A 15,760-nucleotide genomic window follows, 5' to 3' on the forward strand; every position below is an offset into this window, starting at 1 on the left:
GAACCACCTCGTTCGCCTCAGTGGACGGGGTGCGTCGTGCGCCGCGGCCACGGCGCCAGGGCGGTCACGGCCAGGCCCGCCGCCACCGCGACGCCGCCGTTGACGCCGAAGTGCACGGGCGTGGACACCTGGCCGTACAGCCTCACCACCTGTGCCCGGATGCCGTTGGCGAGGGCCGGCGAACCGGCCCGTGCATCAGCCACCCGACGGCGGCCGGAAGGGTGGCGAGCGCGCCCGCGGCGAGGAGCCCGGCGACGGTGCGGCGCATCGCGTCGGGCGCGAGGGCGTACTCGGCCGAGTGCTTTCGTCCGGCCAGATGGCGGCGGCCGAGTACGTACTGGACGAGGCCCGCGGTCATGCCGAAGGCGGCGGCGGAGAAGCCCCCGTGCCGGCCCTGGCGCTCGCCGAGCCAGCGGGCGCCCAGGGGGCCGGCGAAGGCGCCGATGCCGATGCCCATGGAGTAGAGCGCGAAGCCGGCGTCGCGCCGGTCGTCGTCCGCCCGGTACAGCTTGCCGGCCATGCCGGCCACCTCGGGCCTGAGCAGGCCGGTGCCCGCGCTGATCAGGCCGACACCGGTCCAGGTCATGGCGGCCGTCGGCACCGCCATGGCCCGGTGGCCGGACCTCCCGGTCCGGACAGCGTGGCGAGGCCCGGGGGCGCCGGAGGAAGGCGTGGTCGCCGGAGGGCGGCGGCTGGTCCGCCTGCGGGTCGACCGGCTCCTCTGTTGCGGTGGCAGTTTTGGACAAAACGCATTCTCCGGTTGTTTCGGCTTCTGAAGAACATACCGGTGCGCATCGGGCGATGCGCGGGTGGCGACATGGCGGGCGCTCTCGGTGATCGAAAACAGACCGGATACGCTGGCTTGAGTGATGGCAGCGACACATCGACAATCCAGGTGATCGTCAGCGTGATCGTCAGCAGACAGGAGTACCCCTCGTGACCGTCGTCGGGCCGTTCGGACTGAGCGTGCGGGACCAGGCTCTTGAGACCGATGTCCAGGCCGGACTGGCCGCCGTCGAGGCGGGTCTGCTGGAGGCCACCAAGAGCGAAGTCCCCTTCATCACCGAGGCCGCACAGCATCTGGTCAAGGCCGGCGGCAAGCGGTTCCGGCCGCTGCTGGTGATGCTCGCCTCGCGGTTCGGCGATCCCTATGCGCCCGGGATCGTGCCGTCCGCGGTGGTCGTCGAGCTCACCCACCTGGCCACGCTCTACCACGACGACGTCATGGACGAGGCGGACGTGCGCCGCGGTGTGGCCAGCGCCAACGCCCGCTGGGGCAACTCGGTGGCCGTCCTGACGGGTGACTTCCTGTTCGCCCGCGCCTCGCACATCCTGGCCGACCTCGGACCGGAGGCCGTACGCATCCAGGCCGAGGCCTTCGAGCGGCTGGTGACGGGCCAGATCCTGGAGACGGCCGGCCCGCGCGACGGCCGCGACCCGGTCGCCCACTACCTCGACGTCATCGCCGGCAAGACCGGCTCGCTGATCGCGGTCTCCGGCCGGTTCGGCGCGCTGATGTCCGGCGCCGACGAGTCGGTCGTCGACATCCTGACCCAGTACGGCGAGCGCCTCGGCACCGCCTTCCAGCTCGCCGACGACGTCCTCGACATCGCCTCCGACTCGCACGAGTCCGGCAAGACCCCGGGGACGGACCTGCGCGAGGGGATCCCGACGCTGCCCGTACTGCGGCTGCGCGAGATGGCGGCCCAGGGCGGCGCCCCCGACGACCTGGAACTCGTGGGACTCCTCGACGGGGACCTGAGCGACGACGCCCTGCACGCCGAGGTACTCGCCCGGCTGCGGGTGCACCCCGCGCTGGAGAAGGCCCGCCGCGACACCATCCGGTACGCGCAGGACGCGCGGGCCACGCTCGCACCGCTGCCGGAGTGCTTCGCGAAGTCGGCGCTCGAGGAGCTGTGCGACGCGGTGGTGCACCGCGCCGGCTGATACCGGCCGTTCGGCAGGGGCGAGGGCCCGGCATCCCCTACGGGTGGGGGATGCCGGGCCCTCGTCGTGTCATCCCAGGGGCGTACGCGGAGTTGGCCCCGGGGAGTGACGCCCCGGCCCCCGCCCCTTTGGTCAGATGGAGACACACCAGAACGGGTGACGAAGAGGTAGGGCAGACATGGCAACGAACGCAAAGACCCGCAAGGCCGCCCGGTACGCCGTACCGGTCGCGGTGGCGGGTGTGGCCGCCGCGACCGTGGCGATGGTCCCGGCCTTCGCGAACTCCGGCAGCCCGGACCTGCCGAAGGTGACGGCACAGCAGCTCATCGAGAAGGTCGCCGCCTCGGACGTGCAGCAGCTGTCCGGCAGCGCGAAGATCAGCACCGACCTCGGTCTGCCGGCCCTGGCGAGCGGCCTGCTCGGCGGCGGGGGCATCGCGGGCGGCTCGGCCAACCCCGAGGACAAGATCGCGCAGCTGGCGAACGGCACGCACACCGTGCGCGTCGCGGCCGACGGCCCGGACCGCCAGAAGCTCACGTTCGTGGACGGCAAGGACGAGTACAGCCTCATCCACAACGGCGCCGACGTCTGGGGGTACGACAGCAAGGCCAACGAGGTCTGGCACGAGAAGGACACCGAGGGCGCGGCGCAGGGCAAGGACCAGCAGGGCAAGGACCACAAGAAGACGGCCGACCGGAGGGGCGGCGCCTCGCCCCAGCAGCTGGCCCAGGACATCCTGAAGGCCGCCGGCCCGACCACGGACGTCAGCGTGGGCGACACCGCGCAGGTGGCCGGCCGGGACGCCTACCAGCTGGTGCTGAAGCCCAAGCACGGCGGATCCACGGTCGGTTCGGTCAAGATCGCGGTGGATGCCAAGAACGGCGTGCCGCTGCGGGTGCAGCTCCTGGCGGCCGAGGGCGGCAAGCCGATCGTGGACGCCGGGTTCACCAAGGTGGACTTCGCCAAGCCGTCCGCCGACACCTTCGCGTTCACCGCGCCCAAGGGCGCCAAGGTGTCCGAGGGCTCCGACCACGCCCCGGGCGGGCGCGGCAAGGAGTTCAAGGGCCTCGAGTCCTTCCCCGGCCTCGACGCCCTGACCGGCGGCGCGGGCCTCGACGGAGGCAAGGGCGGCGAGACGAAGGTGCTCGGCGAGGGCTGGTCGACCATCGCCCGGATCGACACGGGCGCCGGCAAGAGTCTGAAGGACATCGAGAACGACAAGAACGCGCCCAAGGAGGCCAAGCAGTTCCTCGACTCCCTCGGGGGCAAGGTCACCGGCAAGTTCGGCGAGGGCCGGGTCTTCAAGACCCGCCTGGTCAACGCCCTGATCACCGACGACGGCAAGGTCTACGTCGGCGCGGTCACCAAGGACGCGCTGGTGAAGGCGGCCGACGCCAACAAGTAACCCCGTCTGAGGGGTGGGCCCGAAGGGTGGGCGGGGACTGTGTCCCTGCCCACCCTTCGGCCGTTCCGGCCCTGTGTACAGCAGGCCCGCTGTACCGTGAAAAGCATGTCGAGACACGTCACCATCCGCCTGGACGAAGAGTTCCACGAGCGCCTCAAGGCGCGCGCGGCGGCACTGGGGACGACGGTCACCGCGCTGATCACCGAGGTGACGGAACGCGAACTCGACGAGGACCGGAAGAACTTCCTTTCCGGGATCGAGGAGTTCGCCGACCACTGGGGCTACTTCCAGGAGCGGTTCGGCAATTGAAGATCACCATGGAGTGGGCCTGGACCGCTCTGGCCCACCATCTCCCGTCGGACCCCGCCGTGTGGGACCCCTCCGGGGTGGCTGCCGCGGTCGCCCGGCACCAGAACGACCTCGTCCTGGTGCCCGAACAGCCCGCCCCGGACACCGCGTGGCGGGCCGCCGCGTTTCTGCACACCCTCGCGGTGTGCCCGGCGCTGGAATCGCCGATGAACGAGTTCTACGCGGCCGCCGCCACCCGCTCGTACCTGCGGGTGGCGGGAGCCAAGCAGCTGCCCTCGCCGGAGGACCTCGGCGACCTGGTGGAAGCGGCCAAACTGGGCCGCGCGGACATCGGCGCCGTGGCCCAGGAGCTCCGCGCGCTGATACAGGAGCCGCTGACGGTCCCGCCGCAGGACCGTACGGAGGACGCGCCCTGAGCGGGCGCGCCCCCGGGGCGAGCGCTAGAAGGTGATCTTCCAGCTGTTGATGTAGCCGACGTCCTGCGCCGCCACGTCCTTGGCCTGGAGCTTCCAGACGCCGTTCGCCACCTCGCTCGAGGCGTTGACGGTGTACGCCTGGACGAGGTTGTCGGCGCTGCCGCCACTGCGGTTGTGGAGGTTGTAGACGGTGCCGTCGGGGGCCACCAGGTCGACCACCAGGTCACCGCGGTAGGTGTGGACGATGTTCACCTCGACCTTGGTGGTGGCCGGGGCGTTGCCCGTGACGCCGGAGACCGTGATCGGCGAGGTCACCGCGGCACCGGGGGAGTCCGGGATGTTCACGTCCGCCGTGTTCTCGAACGACGGGCCCGGCGGGACCGGGGTGGCCGCCCCGAGGTTCCAGATCGCGTAGGCGATGGCGTCGGAGTTGCGGTCCAGGGCGGTGTCGTTGAGGTTGGCCGTGGTGTCGCACGCGGAGTGGTAGCAGCGGTCGAAGGCCTGCCCGGAGGTGCCGCCCCACTTCTGCGCCTGCGCTGCCGTCTTGGTGTAGTCGGCGCCGGAGAACAGGCCGCCGACCGGGATGCCCGCGTTCTTGAACGGGGCGTGGTCGGAGCGGCCGTCGCCCTCGGTCTCGATCTCCGTCGCGACGCCGATGCCCGCGTAGTAGTTCTTGAAGGTCTGCTCGATGGTCGGGTCGTCGTCGTAGACGAAGTAGCCCGGGTTCGGCGAGCCGATCATGTCGAAGTTCAGGTAGCCGGAGATCTTCGACTTCTCGGCGGCCGGCAGGCTGTTCACGTAGTACTTCGACCCGATCATGCCGAGCTCCTCGGCGCCCCACCAGCCGAACCGCAGGTGCTTGGTGGGCTGGAGCTGGGCGCGCGAGACGGCCAGGGCCGTCTCCAGGATGGCGGCCGAGCCGGACCCGTTGTCGTTGATGCCGGGGCCGGCGGAGACCGAGTCCAGGTGCGAGCCGGACATCAGCACCGAGTTCGGGTCGCCGCCCGGCCAGTCGGCGATCAGGTTGTAGCCCGTCGCGCCGCTGCTGGTGAAGGTCTGCAGGGTGGTGGTGAAGCCGGCCGCGTCGAGCTTGGCCTTCACGTAGTCGATCGAGGCCTTGTAGCCGGCCCTGCCGTGGGCCCGGTTGCCGCCGTTGGCGGTGGCTATGGACTGGAGCTGCGCCAGGTGTGCCTTGACGTTGGCCACCGGGATGTCGGGCGGTGTCGGCGCCGCGGCGGCCTGCGTGGGGGCGGCGAGTGCGGCGGGGGCGGTGGAGGCGAACAGGCCGGCGACCGCGATCGCGGTCACGGCGGCGAGGCGCCGGGAGACGGACAGGCTCATGTGGGGGACTCCGGGATTCCGTTGGGGATTGAACGGAACGTGCGGGGTGGCGCAAGTGAGCGATCGTGCGTCAGTGCGAGCCTGATGTTCAGTGGAAGTGTGACTGTCCGTCAAGACCGAGATTCGGTCAGGGTGGTTCGGAAAACGGACGATCCCCGCTACGGGAGTTCCGCAGCGGGGATCGTGGGGGTATGTGGGCGGGACGCCCGGTACTGCGCGGTGCTACGCGTGCTCCGGCTCCGGGGCCGTCGCCGGCCGGGCCGCACGGGCGGCCTCGAGCCGGGCCCGGGTCTTGCCCGCCGTGCGCAGCGCATCCCAGGTCAGCAGCGCGAGCGCGGCCCAGACCAGGGAGAACCCGGCCCAGCGCTCGGGCGGCATCGCCTCGTGGAAGTACACGACGCCGAGCCCGAACTGGAACACCGGGGCCAGGTACTGGAGCAGCCCGAGCGTGGACAGCGGGACCCGGATCGCGGCCGCCCCGAAGCAGACCAGCGGGAGCGCGGTGACCAGCCCGGTCGCGGCGAGCAGCGCCCCGTGCCCGAGGCCCTCTGCAGCGAAGCTCGACCGGCCCTGCGCGCCGAGCCACAGCAGGTAGCCGAGGGCGGGCAGGAACAGCAGCGCGGTCTCGGCGGCGAGCGACTCGACCCCGCCCATGTTGAGCTTCTTCTTGATCAGTCCGTAGGCCGCGAAGGAGAAGGCCAGTACCAGGGAGATCCACGGCGGCCGCCCGTATCCGACGGCGAGCACGACCACCGCGGCGACGCCGATGCCGACGGCGGCCCACTGTGCCCGGCGCAGCCGCTCGTCGAGGACCAGCACGCCGATCGCGATGGTGACGAGCGGGTTGATGAAGTAGCCGAGGCTGGCCTCGACGACCGCGCCGTTGTTCACGGCCCAGATGTACAGGCCCCAGTTCACGGAGATCACCGAGGCGGCCAGCGCGGTCAGGCCGAGCTTGCGGGGCTGCCGGAGCAGCTCGCGTATCCAGCCCCAACGGCGCATGGCCAGCAGCAGGATCCCGACGACGCCCAGTGACCACACCATGCGGTGGGCGAGGATCTCGATGGCCCCGGAGGGCTTGAGCAGCGGCCAGAAGAGGGGGACCAGCCCCCACATTCCGTATGCGCTGAATCCGTAGAGCAAACCCGTGCGCTGCTCGTTCTCCGCCTTCACGGGGCCTCCAGTCACATTCCAGCCAACTTCACGAAGGTAGCGCCGGACGAGCCGGATGTCATGCCCGTTTACGGGAGATACTCATGACACCTCCGAGGTCTTGTGCGGCCGGGGCGGCCCGGGCTCAGGCCAGGGCGGAGGTGATCGCGTGGGCCACCGGGGTCGTCGGGCGGCCGATGAGCCGGGACAGGTCCCCGCCGGTGTGGGCCAGCCGGCCGCGGGAGATCGCCGCGTCCACGTCGACGAGGATCGCCGCGAAGCCCTCGGGAACCCCGGCGCCGGTCAGGATCGACAGGTGCGCGTCGGCCGGGACCTCGGTGTACGCGACCTCCTTGCCGGACTGCGCCGCGATCTCGGCCGCGTACTCCGCCAGGCTCCACGCGGTGTCGCCGGAAAGCTCGTACACCTGGTTCAGGTGGCCCTCGCCGGTCAGTACGGCGGCCGCCGCGGCCGCGTAGTCCGCCCGCGCGGCGGAGGCGATCCGGCCCTCGCCCGCGCTGCCCACGACCGCGCCGTGCTCCAGGACGGCGGCGAGGTGGTGCGTGTAGTTCTCGTGGTACCAGCCGTTGCGCAGGAAGGTGTACGGGAGGCCGGAGTCGAGGATCGCCTGCTCGGTGACCTTGTGCTCGGCGGCCAGGTCGAAGTCGGCCTCGGGGCCGCCGAGGACCCCGGTGTACGCGAGCTGGGCGACGCCGGCGGCCTGCGCGGCCCCGATCACCGCGGTGTGCTGCGGAACCCGGCGGCCGACCTCGTTGCCGGAGATCAGCAGGACGCGGTCGCCGGAGCGGAACGCGGCGGCCAGGGTCTCGGGGGCGTCGTAGTCCGCGACGCGCACCTCGACGCCGCGCCCGGCCAGGTCGGCGGCCTTCTCCTTGCTGCGGACGACGACGGCGACGCGCTCGGCGGGGACCCGGTTCAGCAGCTCCTCGACGACCAGACGGCCGAGGGCTCCGGTGGCTCCGGTGACGACGATGCTCATGGTGTGCGCTCCTTGCGTTGGGGTGGTGTCACCGCGTGGGGGCCTGTCCTGCTGCGCGGTACGACACCACCCTAAAAGGTAGCGCTAACCTTTTGAAAGTACCCACTTCAAAGTAAGGTACTGGTATGAAGGTAAGCGTGAAGGCCCCGATGTGCCCGTCCCGCGGAGTGCTGGAGCACGTCACCAGCCGCTGGGGCGTGCTGGTCCTGGCCGCCCTCGTCGAGCGCTCGTACCGGTTCAGCGAACTGCGCCGGGAGGTGGGCGGCGTCAGCGAGAAGATGCTGGCCCAGACCCTGCAGACGCTGGAGCGCGACGGATTCCTGCTCCGCGACGCCAAGCCGGTGATCCCGCCCCGGGTGGACTACTCGCTCACCGAGCTGGGGCGCGAGGCCGCCGAGCAGGTGTGGGCCCTCGCCCGCTGGACCGAGCGGCGCACGGCCGACGTCCAGGCGGCGCGCGCCGCGTACGACGAAGCCCGGAGCTCCTGAGGGAGCTCCGGGCTGTCGTAAGGACGTGCCGGCCGCAGGGATCAGCCGACGACCGTCCACGTGTCGTTGCCGGCGAGCAGGGTGCTGAGGTCGCCCTTGCCCTTGTTGTCGATCGCCGTGTCGAGCTGCTCGGCCATCAGCGTGTCGTAGACCGGCCGCTCCACGCTGCGGAACACCCCGATGGGCGTCTGGTGCAGGGTGTCGGGGTCCGCCAGCCGGGACAGCGCGAACGCGGTGGTCGAGCCGGCGGTGTGCGCGTCGTGGACCAGGATCCGGGACTCGTTCTCCGGGGTCACCGCGACGACCTCCAGCTCCCCGGTGGCCTGGTTGCGCACGACGCCCTTGTGCCCGTCGACGCCGAAGCGGATCGGCTGCCCGTGCTCCAGCCGGATCACCGCCTCCTGCGCCTGCGTGCTGTCCTTCAGGACCTCGAAGGCGCCGTCGTTGAAGATGTTGCAGTTCTGGTAGATCTCCACCAGTGCGGTGCCCTGGTGGTCCGCGGCCGCCCGCAGCACCTCGGTGAGGTGCTTGCGGTCGGAGTCGACGGTCCGGGCCACGAAGGAGGCCTCGGCGCCGAGCGCCAGGGACACCGGGTTGAAGGGCGCGTCCAGCGAGCCCATCGGAGTGGACTTCGTGATCTTGCCGACCTCGGAGGTCGGCGAGTACTGGCCCTTGGTCAGCCCGTAGATCCGGTTGTTGAAGAGCAGGATCTTGAGGTTGACGTTGCGGCGCAGCGCGTGGATCAGGTGGTTTCCGCCGATGGACAGCGCGTCGCCGTCACCCGTGACCACCCACACCGACAGGTCGCGGCGCGAGGTGGCCAGGCCGGTGGCGATCGCCGGGGCGCGGCCGTGGATGGAGTGCATCCCGTACGTGTTCATGTAGTACGGGAAGCGGGAGGAGCAGCCGATCCCGGAGACGAAGACGATGTTCTCCTTCGCCAGTCCGAGCTCGGGCATGAAGCCCTGGACGGCTGCGAGCACCGCGTAGTCGCCGCAGCCGGGGCACCAGCGGACCTCCTGGTCCGACTTGAAGTCCTTCATGGACTGCTTGGCCTCGGCCTTGGGGACCAGCGAGAGCAGGTGGGGGGCGTCGGTCACCTCAGTCATTGATGGCCTCCTCGAGAACCTTCGCGAGCTGCTCAGCCTTGAACGGCATTCCGTTGACCTGGTTGTACGACTGGGCGTCCACCAGGTACTTCGCCCGGATCAGGGTGGCGAGCTGCCCGAGGTTCATCTCCGGAACCACTACCTTGTCGTAACGCTTCAGGACCTCCCCGAGATTCCTCGGGAAGGGGTTGAGATGGCGCAGGTGGGCCTGTGCGACCGGGGTCCCGGCGGAGCGCAGGCGGCGGACGGCGGCGGTGATCGGCCCGTAGGTCGAGCCCCAGCCGATGACGAGGGTGCGGGCCCGGTCGGGGTCGTCGACCTCCAGGTCGGGGACCTCGATACCGTCGATCTTGGCCTGGCGGGTGCGGACCATGAAGTCGTGGTTGGCCGGGTCGTACGAGATGTTGCCCGTACCGTCCTGCTTCTCGATGCCGCCGATCCGGTGCTCCAGACCGGGCGTCCCGGGGACCGCCCACGGGCGGGCCAGCGTCTGCGGGTCGCGCTTGTACGGCCAGAAGACCTCGGTGCCGTCCGCGAGCTCCTGGTTGGGGCCCGTCGCGAAGGGCGTCTTCAGGTCCGGGAGGTCCGCGATGTCCGGGATCCGCCAGGGCTCGGAGCCGTTCGCGAGGTACCCGTCGGAGAGCAGGAACACCGGCGTCCGGTACGTCAGCGCGATCCGCGCCGCGTCCAGGGCCGCGTCGAAGCAGTCCGCCGGGGTCTTCGGGGCCACGATCGGGACCGGGGCCTCGCCGTTGCGCCCGTACATGGCCTGGAGCAGGTCCGCCTGCTCGGTCTTGGTCGGCAGGCCCGTGGAGGGGCCGCCGCGCTGGATGTCCACGATCAGCAGCGGCAGCTCGAGCGAGACCGCGAGCCCGATCGTCTCGGACTTGAGCGCGACTCCGGGGCCGGAGGTGGTGGTCACGCCGAGGGCGCCGCCGAAGGCCGCGCCGAGCGCCGCGCCGATGCCGGCGATCTCGTCCTCGGCCTGGAACGTCCGCACGCCGAAGTTCTTGTGCTTGCTCAGCTCGTGCAGGATGTCCGAGGCCGGGGTGATCGGGTACGAGCCCAGGTAGAGCGGCAGGTCGGCCTGCCGGCCCGCCGCGATCAGCCCGTAGGCGAGGGCCAGGTTCCCGGAGATGTTGCGGTACGTGCCGGTCGGGAAGGCCCGGGTCGCCGGGGCGACCTCGTAGGAGACCGCGAAGTCCTCCGTGGTCTCGCCGAAGTTCCAGCCCGCCCGGAAGGCGGCCACGTTCGCCTCGGCGATGTCGGGCTTCTTCGCGAACTTCTGCCGCAGGAAGTTCTCCGTGCCCTCGGTGGGCCGGTGGTACATCCAGGACAGCAGGCCCAGCGCGAACATGTTCTTGCTGCGCTCGGCCTCCTTGCGCGAGAGCCCGAAGTCCTTCAGGGCCTCGACCGTGAGGGTCGTCAGCGGCACCGGGTGGATGTTGTAGGCGCCCAGCGAGCCGTCTTCCAGCGGTGACGTCTCGTAGCCCACCTTGGCCATCGGGCGCTTCGTGAATTCATCGGTGTTGATGATGATCTCGGCGCCGCGCGGGACGTCCCCGATGTTCGCCTTCAGCGCCGCCGGATTCATCGCCACCAGTACGTTCGGGGCGTCGCCCGGCGTCAGGATGTCGTGATCGGCGAAATGCAGCTGGAACGAGGAGACGCCCGGCAGCGTGCCGGCGGGGGCGCGGATTTCGGCCGGGAAGTTCGGCAGCGTGGAGAGGTCGTTCCCGAAGGAAGCCGTCTCCGAGGTGAACCGGTCGCCGGTGAGCTGCATACCGTCACCCGAGTCACCTGCGAACCGGATGATCACCCGGTCGAGGCGGCGTACTTCCTTGCCGCTCGGGCCCGGGGGTGTCCGTTGTTCGCCGACTACAGCCCCTTCGGCCCCGTCGGCCTGTTCGGCTGGGCTACTGACCTGGCTGGTCACTGAACTGGACCTCCTTCGAGGCTTGGCGTTCCCGCTCCCAAGGTCAACCCTACTTCGGTAGGAGTGGCCTCCTCGGGGGACGCTCGTATTCTGGACCGTCGTCTGCGGCGGTCTGTCGAGAGAATTCCGCGGGATTCCGCGGAATTCCGAGAGATTCCGAGATTGCGTGCCGTGCAGAAATAGTGCGAGCTCCCTGCGGCCAGGTGCGGTACCGCCGTACCTGATAGCGTGTCAGTTGATCAAGGTTTTGATCAATGCCCCGCATTTCGATCAGGGGTGTCCGATCAAGACCGCAGGTAGGTGAGGACGGCCAGGACTCGCCGGTGGTCCCCGTCGCTCGGGGACAGCCCGAGCTTCATGAAGATGTTGCTGACGTGCTTCTCCACCGCTCCGTCGCTGACCACGAGCTGCTTGGCCACCGCCGAATTGGTCCGGCCCTCGGCCATCAGGCCCAGCACCTCGCGCTCGCGCGGGGTCAGCCCCGCCAGCACGTCCTGCTTCCGGCTGCGCCCGAGCAGCTGGGCGACCACCTCCGGGTCCAGGGCGGTCCCGCCCCCGGCCACGCGTACGACGGCGTCCAGGAATTCCCGTACGTCGGCCACGCGGTCCTTGAGGAGGTACCCCACTCCGGTACTCGAACCGGCCAGCAGTTCGGTGGCGTACTGCTCTTCCACGTACTGGGACAGCACGAGCACGCCGACCCCGGGATGCTCCCGGCGCAGCCGTACGGCGGCCCGTACGCCTTCGTCGGTGTGCGTCGGCGGCATCCGTACGTCGGCCACCACCACGTCCGGCAACGCGTCCTCGGCCGCCAGCTCCGCCACCGTCTTGATCAGGGCTTCCGCGTCCCCGACGCCCGCTACGACGTCATGCCCCCGGTCGGTCAGCAGCCGGGTCAGGCCCTCACGCAGCAGCACTGAATCCTCGGCGATGACCACCCGTACCCTGTCTTCCACGATCCAGCAGCTCCCGCGCTCACACGTTCCCCGATGTCCCTGACCCAGCCAAGCATCCCAGCCTCGAGGACGGATGTAGGCGAGACCGGATCAACGCGTGGCCGCGGGAAACCGAAGCCGTGGAGCCGTGGAGCCGGGGAGGTTGGTCCGGGATCCACCCGGGGTGTCCGGGATCTACCTGGTACGCCAGGGGAGCTCGGCGGTGACGGTGGTGCCGCTGCCGGCCGGCGAATCCACGACCAGCACCCCGTCCACGGCGTCCAGCCGCTCGGCGAGCCCCGCCAGCCCGGTGCCGGTGCCCTCGGTGCCCTCGGTGCCCGCGCCGCCGCGCCCGTCGTCCGCGACCTGGATCAGCAGCCGGTCCCCGGACTTCCACACGTCCACCCCCGCGGTACGGGCCCCGGAATGCTTGCTGATGTTCTGCAGCAGCTCCGAGACGGTGAAGTACGCGATCCCCTCGACGGCGGAGGCCGGCCGGTCCGGCAGATCCACGCAGACCCGCACCGGCACCGCGCACCGGGAGGCCACGGAGGACAGGGCCGCGTCCAGGCCGCGGTCGGTCAGCACGGCCGGGTGGATCCCGCGGGCCAGGTCGCGCAGCTCCTGGAGCGCGATCTTCACCTCGCCGTGCGCCTCGTCCACCATCCGGGCGGCGGCGCGGGGGTCCTCGGCGAGCTTCTCCTTGGCCAGCCCCAGGTCCATGGCCAGCGCCACCAGGCGGGCCTGCGCGCCGTCGTGCAGGTCCCGCTCGATGCGCCGCAGGTCGGCGGCGGCGGTGTCGATCACGACCCCGCGGTCCGATTCGAGCTCCGTGACGCGGTGGTCGAGGCGCGACGGCCCGAGCAGCCCGCCGACGAGCACGCGGTCGACGGTGGTCAGGGCCCGCACCACCCAGGGCGTGACCAGGGTGAACCCGAGCCCGAGCAGGCAGCTGAGGGCGATCTCGGCGGGGGAGTCGAGGTAGAAGCTGTAGTCGCCGTTCTGGAACAGCTGCAGGCCCGGCTGGTCGGTGTAGGCCGGGAAGACCCAGAACCAGACCGGGTACAGCAGGAAGGCCCATCCGTACGCCCAGAACACCAGTGCCAGGGTGAAGGCGAAGATCGCCCACGGGAGGTGGATCACCGAGTACAGCGCGTGCCGCCAGGCGCTGCCGCTCTTGAGCATCGCGCCCATGGCGGCGAGCGGACCCCGCTTCTCGGCCCGGACGGGCGCGGGCTCCGCGATGTCGACCCCGAGCATGCCGCGCACCCGGGCCCGCTCGACCCTCCCGAACCCGCGGCACATGGCGAGCACACCGGCGAGGACCGGGACCCCGAGGAAGGTGACGAGCAGCCCGGCGCCGATGCTGACGCCGGTGATCGCGAGCGAGAAGTACAGCAAGCTCAGCGGCAGTCCGAGCATCAGGTACCCGAACTCCCGCCACGTCCGCCCCTCGACCGGAGCCCGCAGCACCCCACTGATCCGCATGATCCCGACCCACCCTTTCGCCTGCCCGACAACCCACCCCCACCCTCGCGCCCACCCGGCCCCCCGATCCATCGGGCAGGTAGGCGTCCCGACAGGGGGGATAACCCCACCACCCCGATCTCCAGCCCCGCCGGCGCTTGAGACGCAGGCCCCGAGCCGAAGGCCGGCCCCCACTACCGCCCCCGCCGAGGCCACCCCCGCCCCACGCCCTGCCCTGCCGTCCCAGGCCCTGCCGGCGTTTTGAGCCGCGGGCGCCCGGACCGGGTCCAGCCCAGGCCGCGCCCGGCCCACCCCAGGCCGCGCCCGGCCTACCCCAGCCCCGCCGGCGTTTTGAGCCGCGGGCGCCCGGACCGGGGGCCAGCCCCCGCCCGCCCCACGCTGCCCTGCCGCCCCCAGGCTGCGCCCGCCCCGCTCCCTGCCCTGCCGTCCCAGGCTGCGCCCGGCCCACTCCCTGCCCTGCCGACGTTTTGAGGCGCGGGTGCCCGGACCGGGGGCCAGCCTCCGCCCTGCCCGCGCCCTGCCGTCCCAGGCCCCGCCCGGCCTTGCCAGCGTTTTGAGGCGCGGGCGCCCGGACCGGGGGCAGCCCCCGCCCGCCCCACGCCCTGCCCGCCGCCCCAGGCCTCGCCCGTCCCGCTCCCAGCCCTGCCGGCGCTTGAGATGCGGGGGGTGCGGGGGCGCAGCCCCCGGTCTTTCCCGGGGTCTGGGGCGCAGAGCCCCCAGTCCCCGCCCGCCTCACTCCCAGCCCCGCCGGCGTTTGAGGTGCGGGGGTTCGGGGGCGGAGACCCCGGGGCTTTCCGGGGTCTGGGGCGCAGCCCCGGGGAACGGTGGAAGGGCGGGTAGGGGACAGCCCCGCAGGGCCCGGCCACCCTCCGCCGGACACGGGCACGGGCACGGCCGGACGACGGCACCCCCGCCCCACCCCGGACGGGGGTCCCGATCACACGGCCCGCAGCCCAGCCCCAAGCCCCGGCATCAACCGCGCCCGCGCCACGGCAACTCCGCCGTCACCACCGTCCCCTCCCCCTCGGGGGAGTCGACGACGAACACCCCGTCCACGGCCCGCAGCCGCTCCGCCAGCCCCGCCAACCCCGACCCCCCCACCGCATCGGCCCCGCCCCGCCCGTCATCCGAGACCCGGATCAAAAGCCGCGCCCCGGCGGCGGCCCCGGCGGCCCCGACGCCCCCGGCGGCTCGGCCACCCGCGGCGGCCGTCCGCCACACCTCCACACTCGCGCCCCGCGCCCCCGCATGCTTGCTCACGTTCTGCAGCAGCTCCGACACCGTGAAGTACGCGATCCCCTCGATCGCGGCCGCAGGCCGCTCCGGCAGATCCACCGCCACCTTCACCGGCACCACGCACCGCGAAGCCACCGACGACAGCGCCGCATCCAGCCCCCGGTCGGTCAGCACCGCCGGGTGGATCCCCCGCGCCAGATCCCGCAGCTCCTGCAGCGCCAGCTTCACTTCCCCGTGCGCCTCGTCCACCATCGCCGCCGCCCCCTCGGGATCCTCCAGCAGCTTCTCCTTGGCCAGGCCCAGCCCCATCGCCAGCGCCACCAGCCGCGCCTGCGCGCCGTCGTGCAGATCCCGCTCGATGCGCCGCAGGTCGGCCGCCGCCGTGTCGACGACCACCCCCCTGTCGGACTCCAGCTCCGCGATGCGCCGCTCCAGCTCGTCCGAGGGCGAGAGCAGCCCTCGTACCATCAGCCGGTCCACGTTCGTCAGCCAGCGCGTCACGTACGGCAGCACCGGCCACAGCACCAGCAGCCCGGCCAGTGCCACCGCGAAGGTCAGCACCCCCCACGGCAGCCGCACCAGCTCGTACAGCACGGTCCGCCAGGCCACCGGGTCCTTCACGCCCGCCCACAGCCAGGGGAAGAACCCGCCGGCCCGCCGCGGCCCCGGCAGCGGACTCGGCTCCTCCACCCGTACGCCGAGCAGCGCGCGCGCCCGCGCCCGCTCCAGCCGTCCCAGCTGGCGAGACACGAGCAGACCCGCCGCGAGCAGCGGAAGACCGATCGCGGTCACGGACAGCCCGCCCGCGGTCGCCACCATGGTCACGGTGTAGACGAACCCGACGAGTGCGAGCGGAAGATTGCTCAACAGATGGACGGTCTCCTTCCACGCCACGGCCCCCAGAGCCGGGCGTACGGGAGGAGGCCGGTCGTTGTCGGGAACCTGGTGGGAGACTTGAATGGGCGCGGTCATGCGCCTCAGCCTGCCAATATCGCCCC

14 protein-coding genes and 1 pseudogene are annotated in these 15,760 nt (G+C 71.5%); 5 read left to right on the top strand and 10 right to left on the bottom strand.

Features of this window, described 5'->3' with window-relative positions; translation table 11 throughout:
- Positions 1-17 precede the first annotated feature (17 nt).
- Together IF09_RS48505 and IF09_RS0121360 are read right to left on the bottom strand one after the other, a co-directional pair.
- A complete protein-coding gene (locus tag IF09_RS48505; RefSeq protein WP_418953067.1) occupies positions 18-149 on the bottom strand; it encodes a hypothetical protein in 132 nt (43 codons plus the stop codon).
- A 47-nt stretch (positions 150-196) separates the two neighbouring features.
- Positions 197-619 (bottom strand): annotated as a pseudogene (locus IF09_RS0121360) (MFS transporter); the annotation flags it as partial.
- 317 nt (positions 620-936) lie between these two features.
- On the opposite strand from IF09_RS0121360, the gene IF09_RS0121365 reads away from it, so the two are divergent.
- The 4 genes from IF09_RS0121365 to IF09_RS0121380 all read left to right on the top strand — a co-directional run bounded on the left by IF09_RS0121365 (position 937) and on the right by IF09_RS0121380 (position 4,077).
- Positions 937-1,947 carry a polyprenyl synthetase family protein gene (locus tag IF09_RS0121365; protein WP_030298078.1) on the top strand — a complete coding sequence of 337 codons (1,011 nt, stop codon included), beginning with the start codon at positions 937-939 and terminating at the stop codon, positions 1,945-1,947.
- A gap of 178 nt (positions 1,948-2,125) precedes the next feature.
- A complete protein-coding gene (locus IF09_RS0121370) occupies positions 2,126-3,352 on the top strand; it encodes a LolA family protein (protein WP_030298080.1) in 1,227 nt (408 codons plus the stop codon).
- Between the two features lie 105 nt (positions 3,353-3,457).
- Positions 3,458-3,661 (top strand): ribbon-helix-helix domain-containing protein, encoded by a 204-nt coding sequence (locus IF09_RS0121375; RefSeq protein ID WP_225884906.1) that lies wholly within the window; start codon positions 3,458-3,460, stop codon positions 3,659-3,661.
- Positions 3,658-4,077 carry a hypothetical protein gene (locus IF09_RS0121380; RefSeq protein ID WP_234321106.1) on the top strand — a complete coding sequence of 140 codons (420 nt, stop codon included), beginning with the start codon at positions 3,658-3,660 and terminating at the stop codon, positions 4,075-4,077. The genes IF09_RS0121375 and IF09_RS0121380 overlap by 4 nt, the downstream gene beginning before the upstream one ends.
- 24 nt (positions 4,078-4,101) lie before the next feature.
- Here the strand turns inward: IF09_RS0121380 and IF09_RS0121385 are convergent, their stop codons facing one another.
- The 3 genes from IF09_RS0121385 to IF09_RS0121395 form a co-directional block, all read right to left on the bottom strand.
- Positions 4,102-5,418 (bottom strand): M28 family metallopeptidase, encoded by a 1,317-nt coding sequence (locus IF09_RS0121385; RefSeq protein ID WP_030298083.1) that lies wholly within the window; start codon positions 5,416-5,418, stop codon positions 4,102-4,104.
- Between the two features lie 222 nt (positions 5,419-5,640).
- On the bottom strand, positions 5,641-6,591 hold the full coding sequence (rarD, locus tag IF09_RS0121390) for an EamA family transporter RarD (RefSeq protein WP_030298089.1): 951 nt from the start codon (positions 6,589-6,591) through the stop codon (positions 5,641-5,643).
- Positions 6,592-6,715: 124 nt separating this feature from the next.
- Positions 6,716-7,570 (bottom strand): SDR family oxidoreductase, encoded by an 855-nt coding sequence (locus IF09_RS0121395; RefSeq protein ID WP_030298091.1) that lies wholly within the window; start codon positions 7,568-7,570, stop codon positions 6,716-6,718.
- Between the two features lie 125 nt (positions 7,571-7,695).
- Between IF09_RS0121395 and IF09_RS0121400 the strand changes: the two genes are divergently transcribed.
- Positions 7,696-8,058, top strand: a complete 363-nt coding sequence (locus tag IF09_RS0121400) for a winged helix-turn-helix transcriptional regulator (RefSeq protein WP_030298092.1) — start codon at positions 7,696-7,698, stop codon at positions 8,056-8,058.
- Between the two features lie 41 nt (positions 8,059-8,099).
- Here the strand turns inward: IF09_RS0121400 and IF09_RS0121405 are convergent, their stop codons facing one another.
- The 5 genes from IF09_RS0121405 to IF09_RS0121425 all read right to left on the bottom strand — a co-directional run bounded on the left by IF09_RS0121405 (position 8,100) and on the right by IF09_RS0121425 (position 15,734).
- The gene (locus IF09_RS0121405; protein ID WP_030298093.1) at positions 8,100-9,167 is read right to left on the bottom strand and encodes a 2-oxoacid:ferredoxin oxidoreductase subunit beta; all 1,068 of its coding nucleotides are present in this window, start codon (positions 9,165-9,167) and stop codon (positions 8,100-8,102) included.
- Positions 9,160-11,103 carry a 2-oxoacid:acceptor oxidoreductase subunit alpha gene (locus tag IF09_RS0121410; RefSeq protein ID WP_030298095.1) on the bottom strand — a complete coding sequence of 648 codons (1,944 nt, stop codon included), beginning with the start codon at positions 11,101-11,103 and terminating at the stop codon, positions 9,160-9,162. Before IF09_RS0121410 ends, IF09_RS0121405 begins: the two co-directional genes overlap by 8 nt.
- 284 nt (positions 11,104-11,387) lie before the next feature.
- Complete coding sequence (locus tag IF09_RS0121415) at positions 11,388-12,059, bottom strand: response regulator transcription factor (protein ID WP_106975108.1); 672 nt, start codon at positions 12,057-12,059, stop codon at positions 11,388-11,390.
- Between the two features lie 174 nt (positions 12,060-12,233).
- Positions 12,234-13,526, bottom strand: a complete 1,293-nt coding sequence (locus IF09_RS0121420) for a sensor histidine kinase (protein WP_030298098.1) — start codon at positions 13,524-13,526, stop codon at positions 12,234-12,236.
- A 972-nt stretch (positions 13,527-14,498) separates the two neighbouring features.
- Positions 14,499-15,734, bottom strand: coding sequence for a sensor histidine kinase (locus IF09_RS0121425; RefSeq protein WP_037635624.1), 1,236 nt, complete (start codon positions 15,732-15,734; stop codon positions 14,499-14,501).
- Positions 15,735-15,760 lie beyond the last annotated feature (26 nt).

The sequence above is a fragment of the Streptomyces katrae genome, assembly GCF_000717655.1.
Taxonomy (GTDB): domain Bacteria; phylum Actinomycetota; class Actinomycetes; order Streptomycetales; family Streptomycetaceae; genus Streptomyces; species Streptomyces katrae_B.

Bases quoted from the DNA above. Each gene is read 5' to 3' on its own strand.
- IF09_RS0121375 (WP_225884906.1), top strand. From the start codon at position 3,458: ATGTCGAGACACGTCACCATCCGCCTGGACGAAGAGTTCCACGAGCGC.
- IF09_RS0121385 (WP_030298083.1), bottom strand. From the start codon at position 5,418: ATGAGCCTGTCCGTCTCCCGGCGCCTCGCCGCCGTGACCGCGATCGCG.
- IF09_RS0121370 (WP_030298080.1), top strand. From the start codon at position 2,126: ATGGCAACGAACGCAAAGACCCGCAAGGCCGCCCGGTACGCCGTACCG.
- IF09_RS0121405 (WP_030298093.1), bottom strand. From the start codon at position 9,167: ATGACTGAGGTGACCGACGCCCCCCACCTGCTCTCGCTGGTCCCCAAG.
- IF09_RS0121420 (WP_030298098.1), bottom strand. From the start codon at position 13,526: ATGCGGATCAGTGGGGTGCTGCGGGCTCCGGTCGAGGGGCGGACGTGG.
- IF09_RS0121425 (WP_037635624.1), bottom strand. From the start codon at position 15,734: ATGACCGCGCCCATTCAAGTCTCCCACCAGGTTCCCGACAACGACCGG.
- IF09_RS0121400 (WP_030298092.1), top strand. From the start codon at position 7,696: ATGAAGGTAAGCGTGAAGGCCCCGATGTGCCCGTCCCGCGGAGTGCTG.
- IF09_RS0121395 (WP_030298091.1), bottom strand. From the start codon at position 7,570: ATGAGCATCGTCGTCACCGGAGCCACCGGAGCCCTCGGCCGTCTGGTC.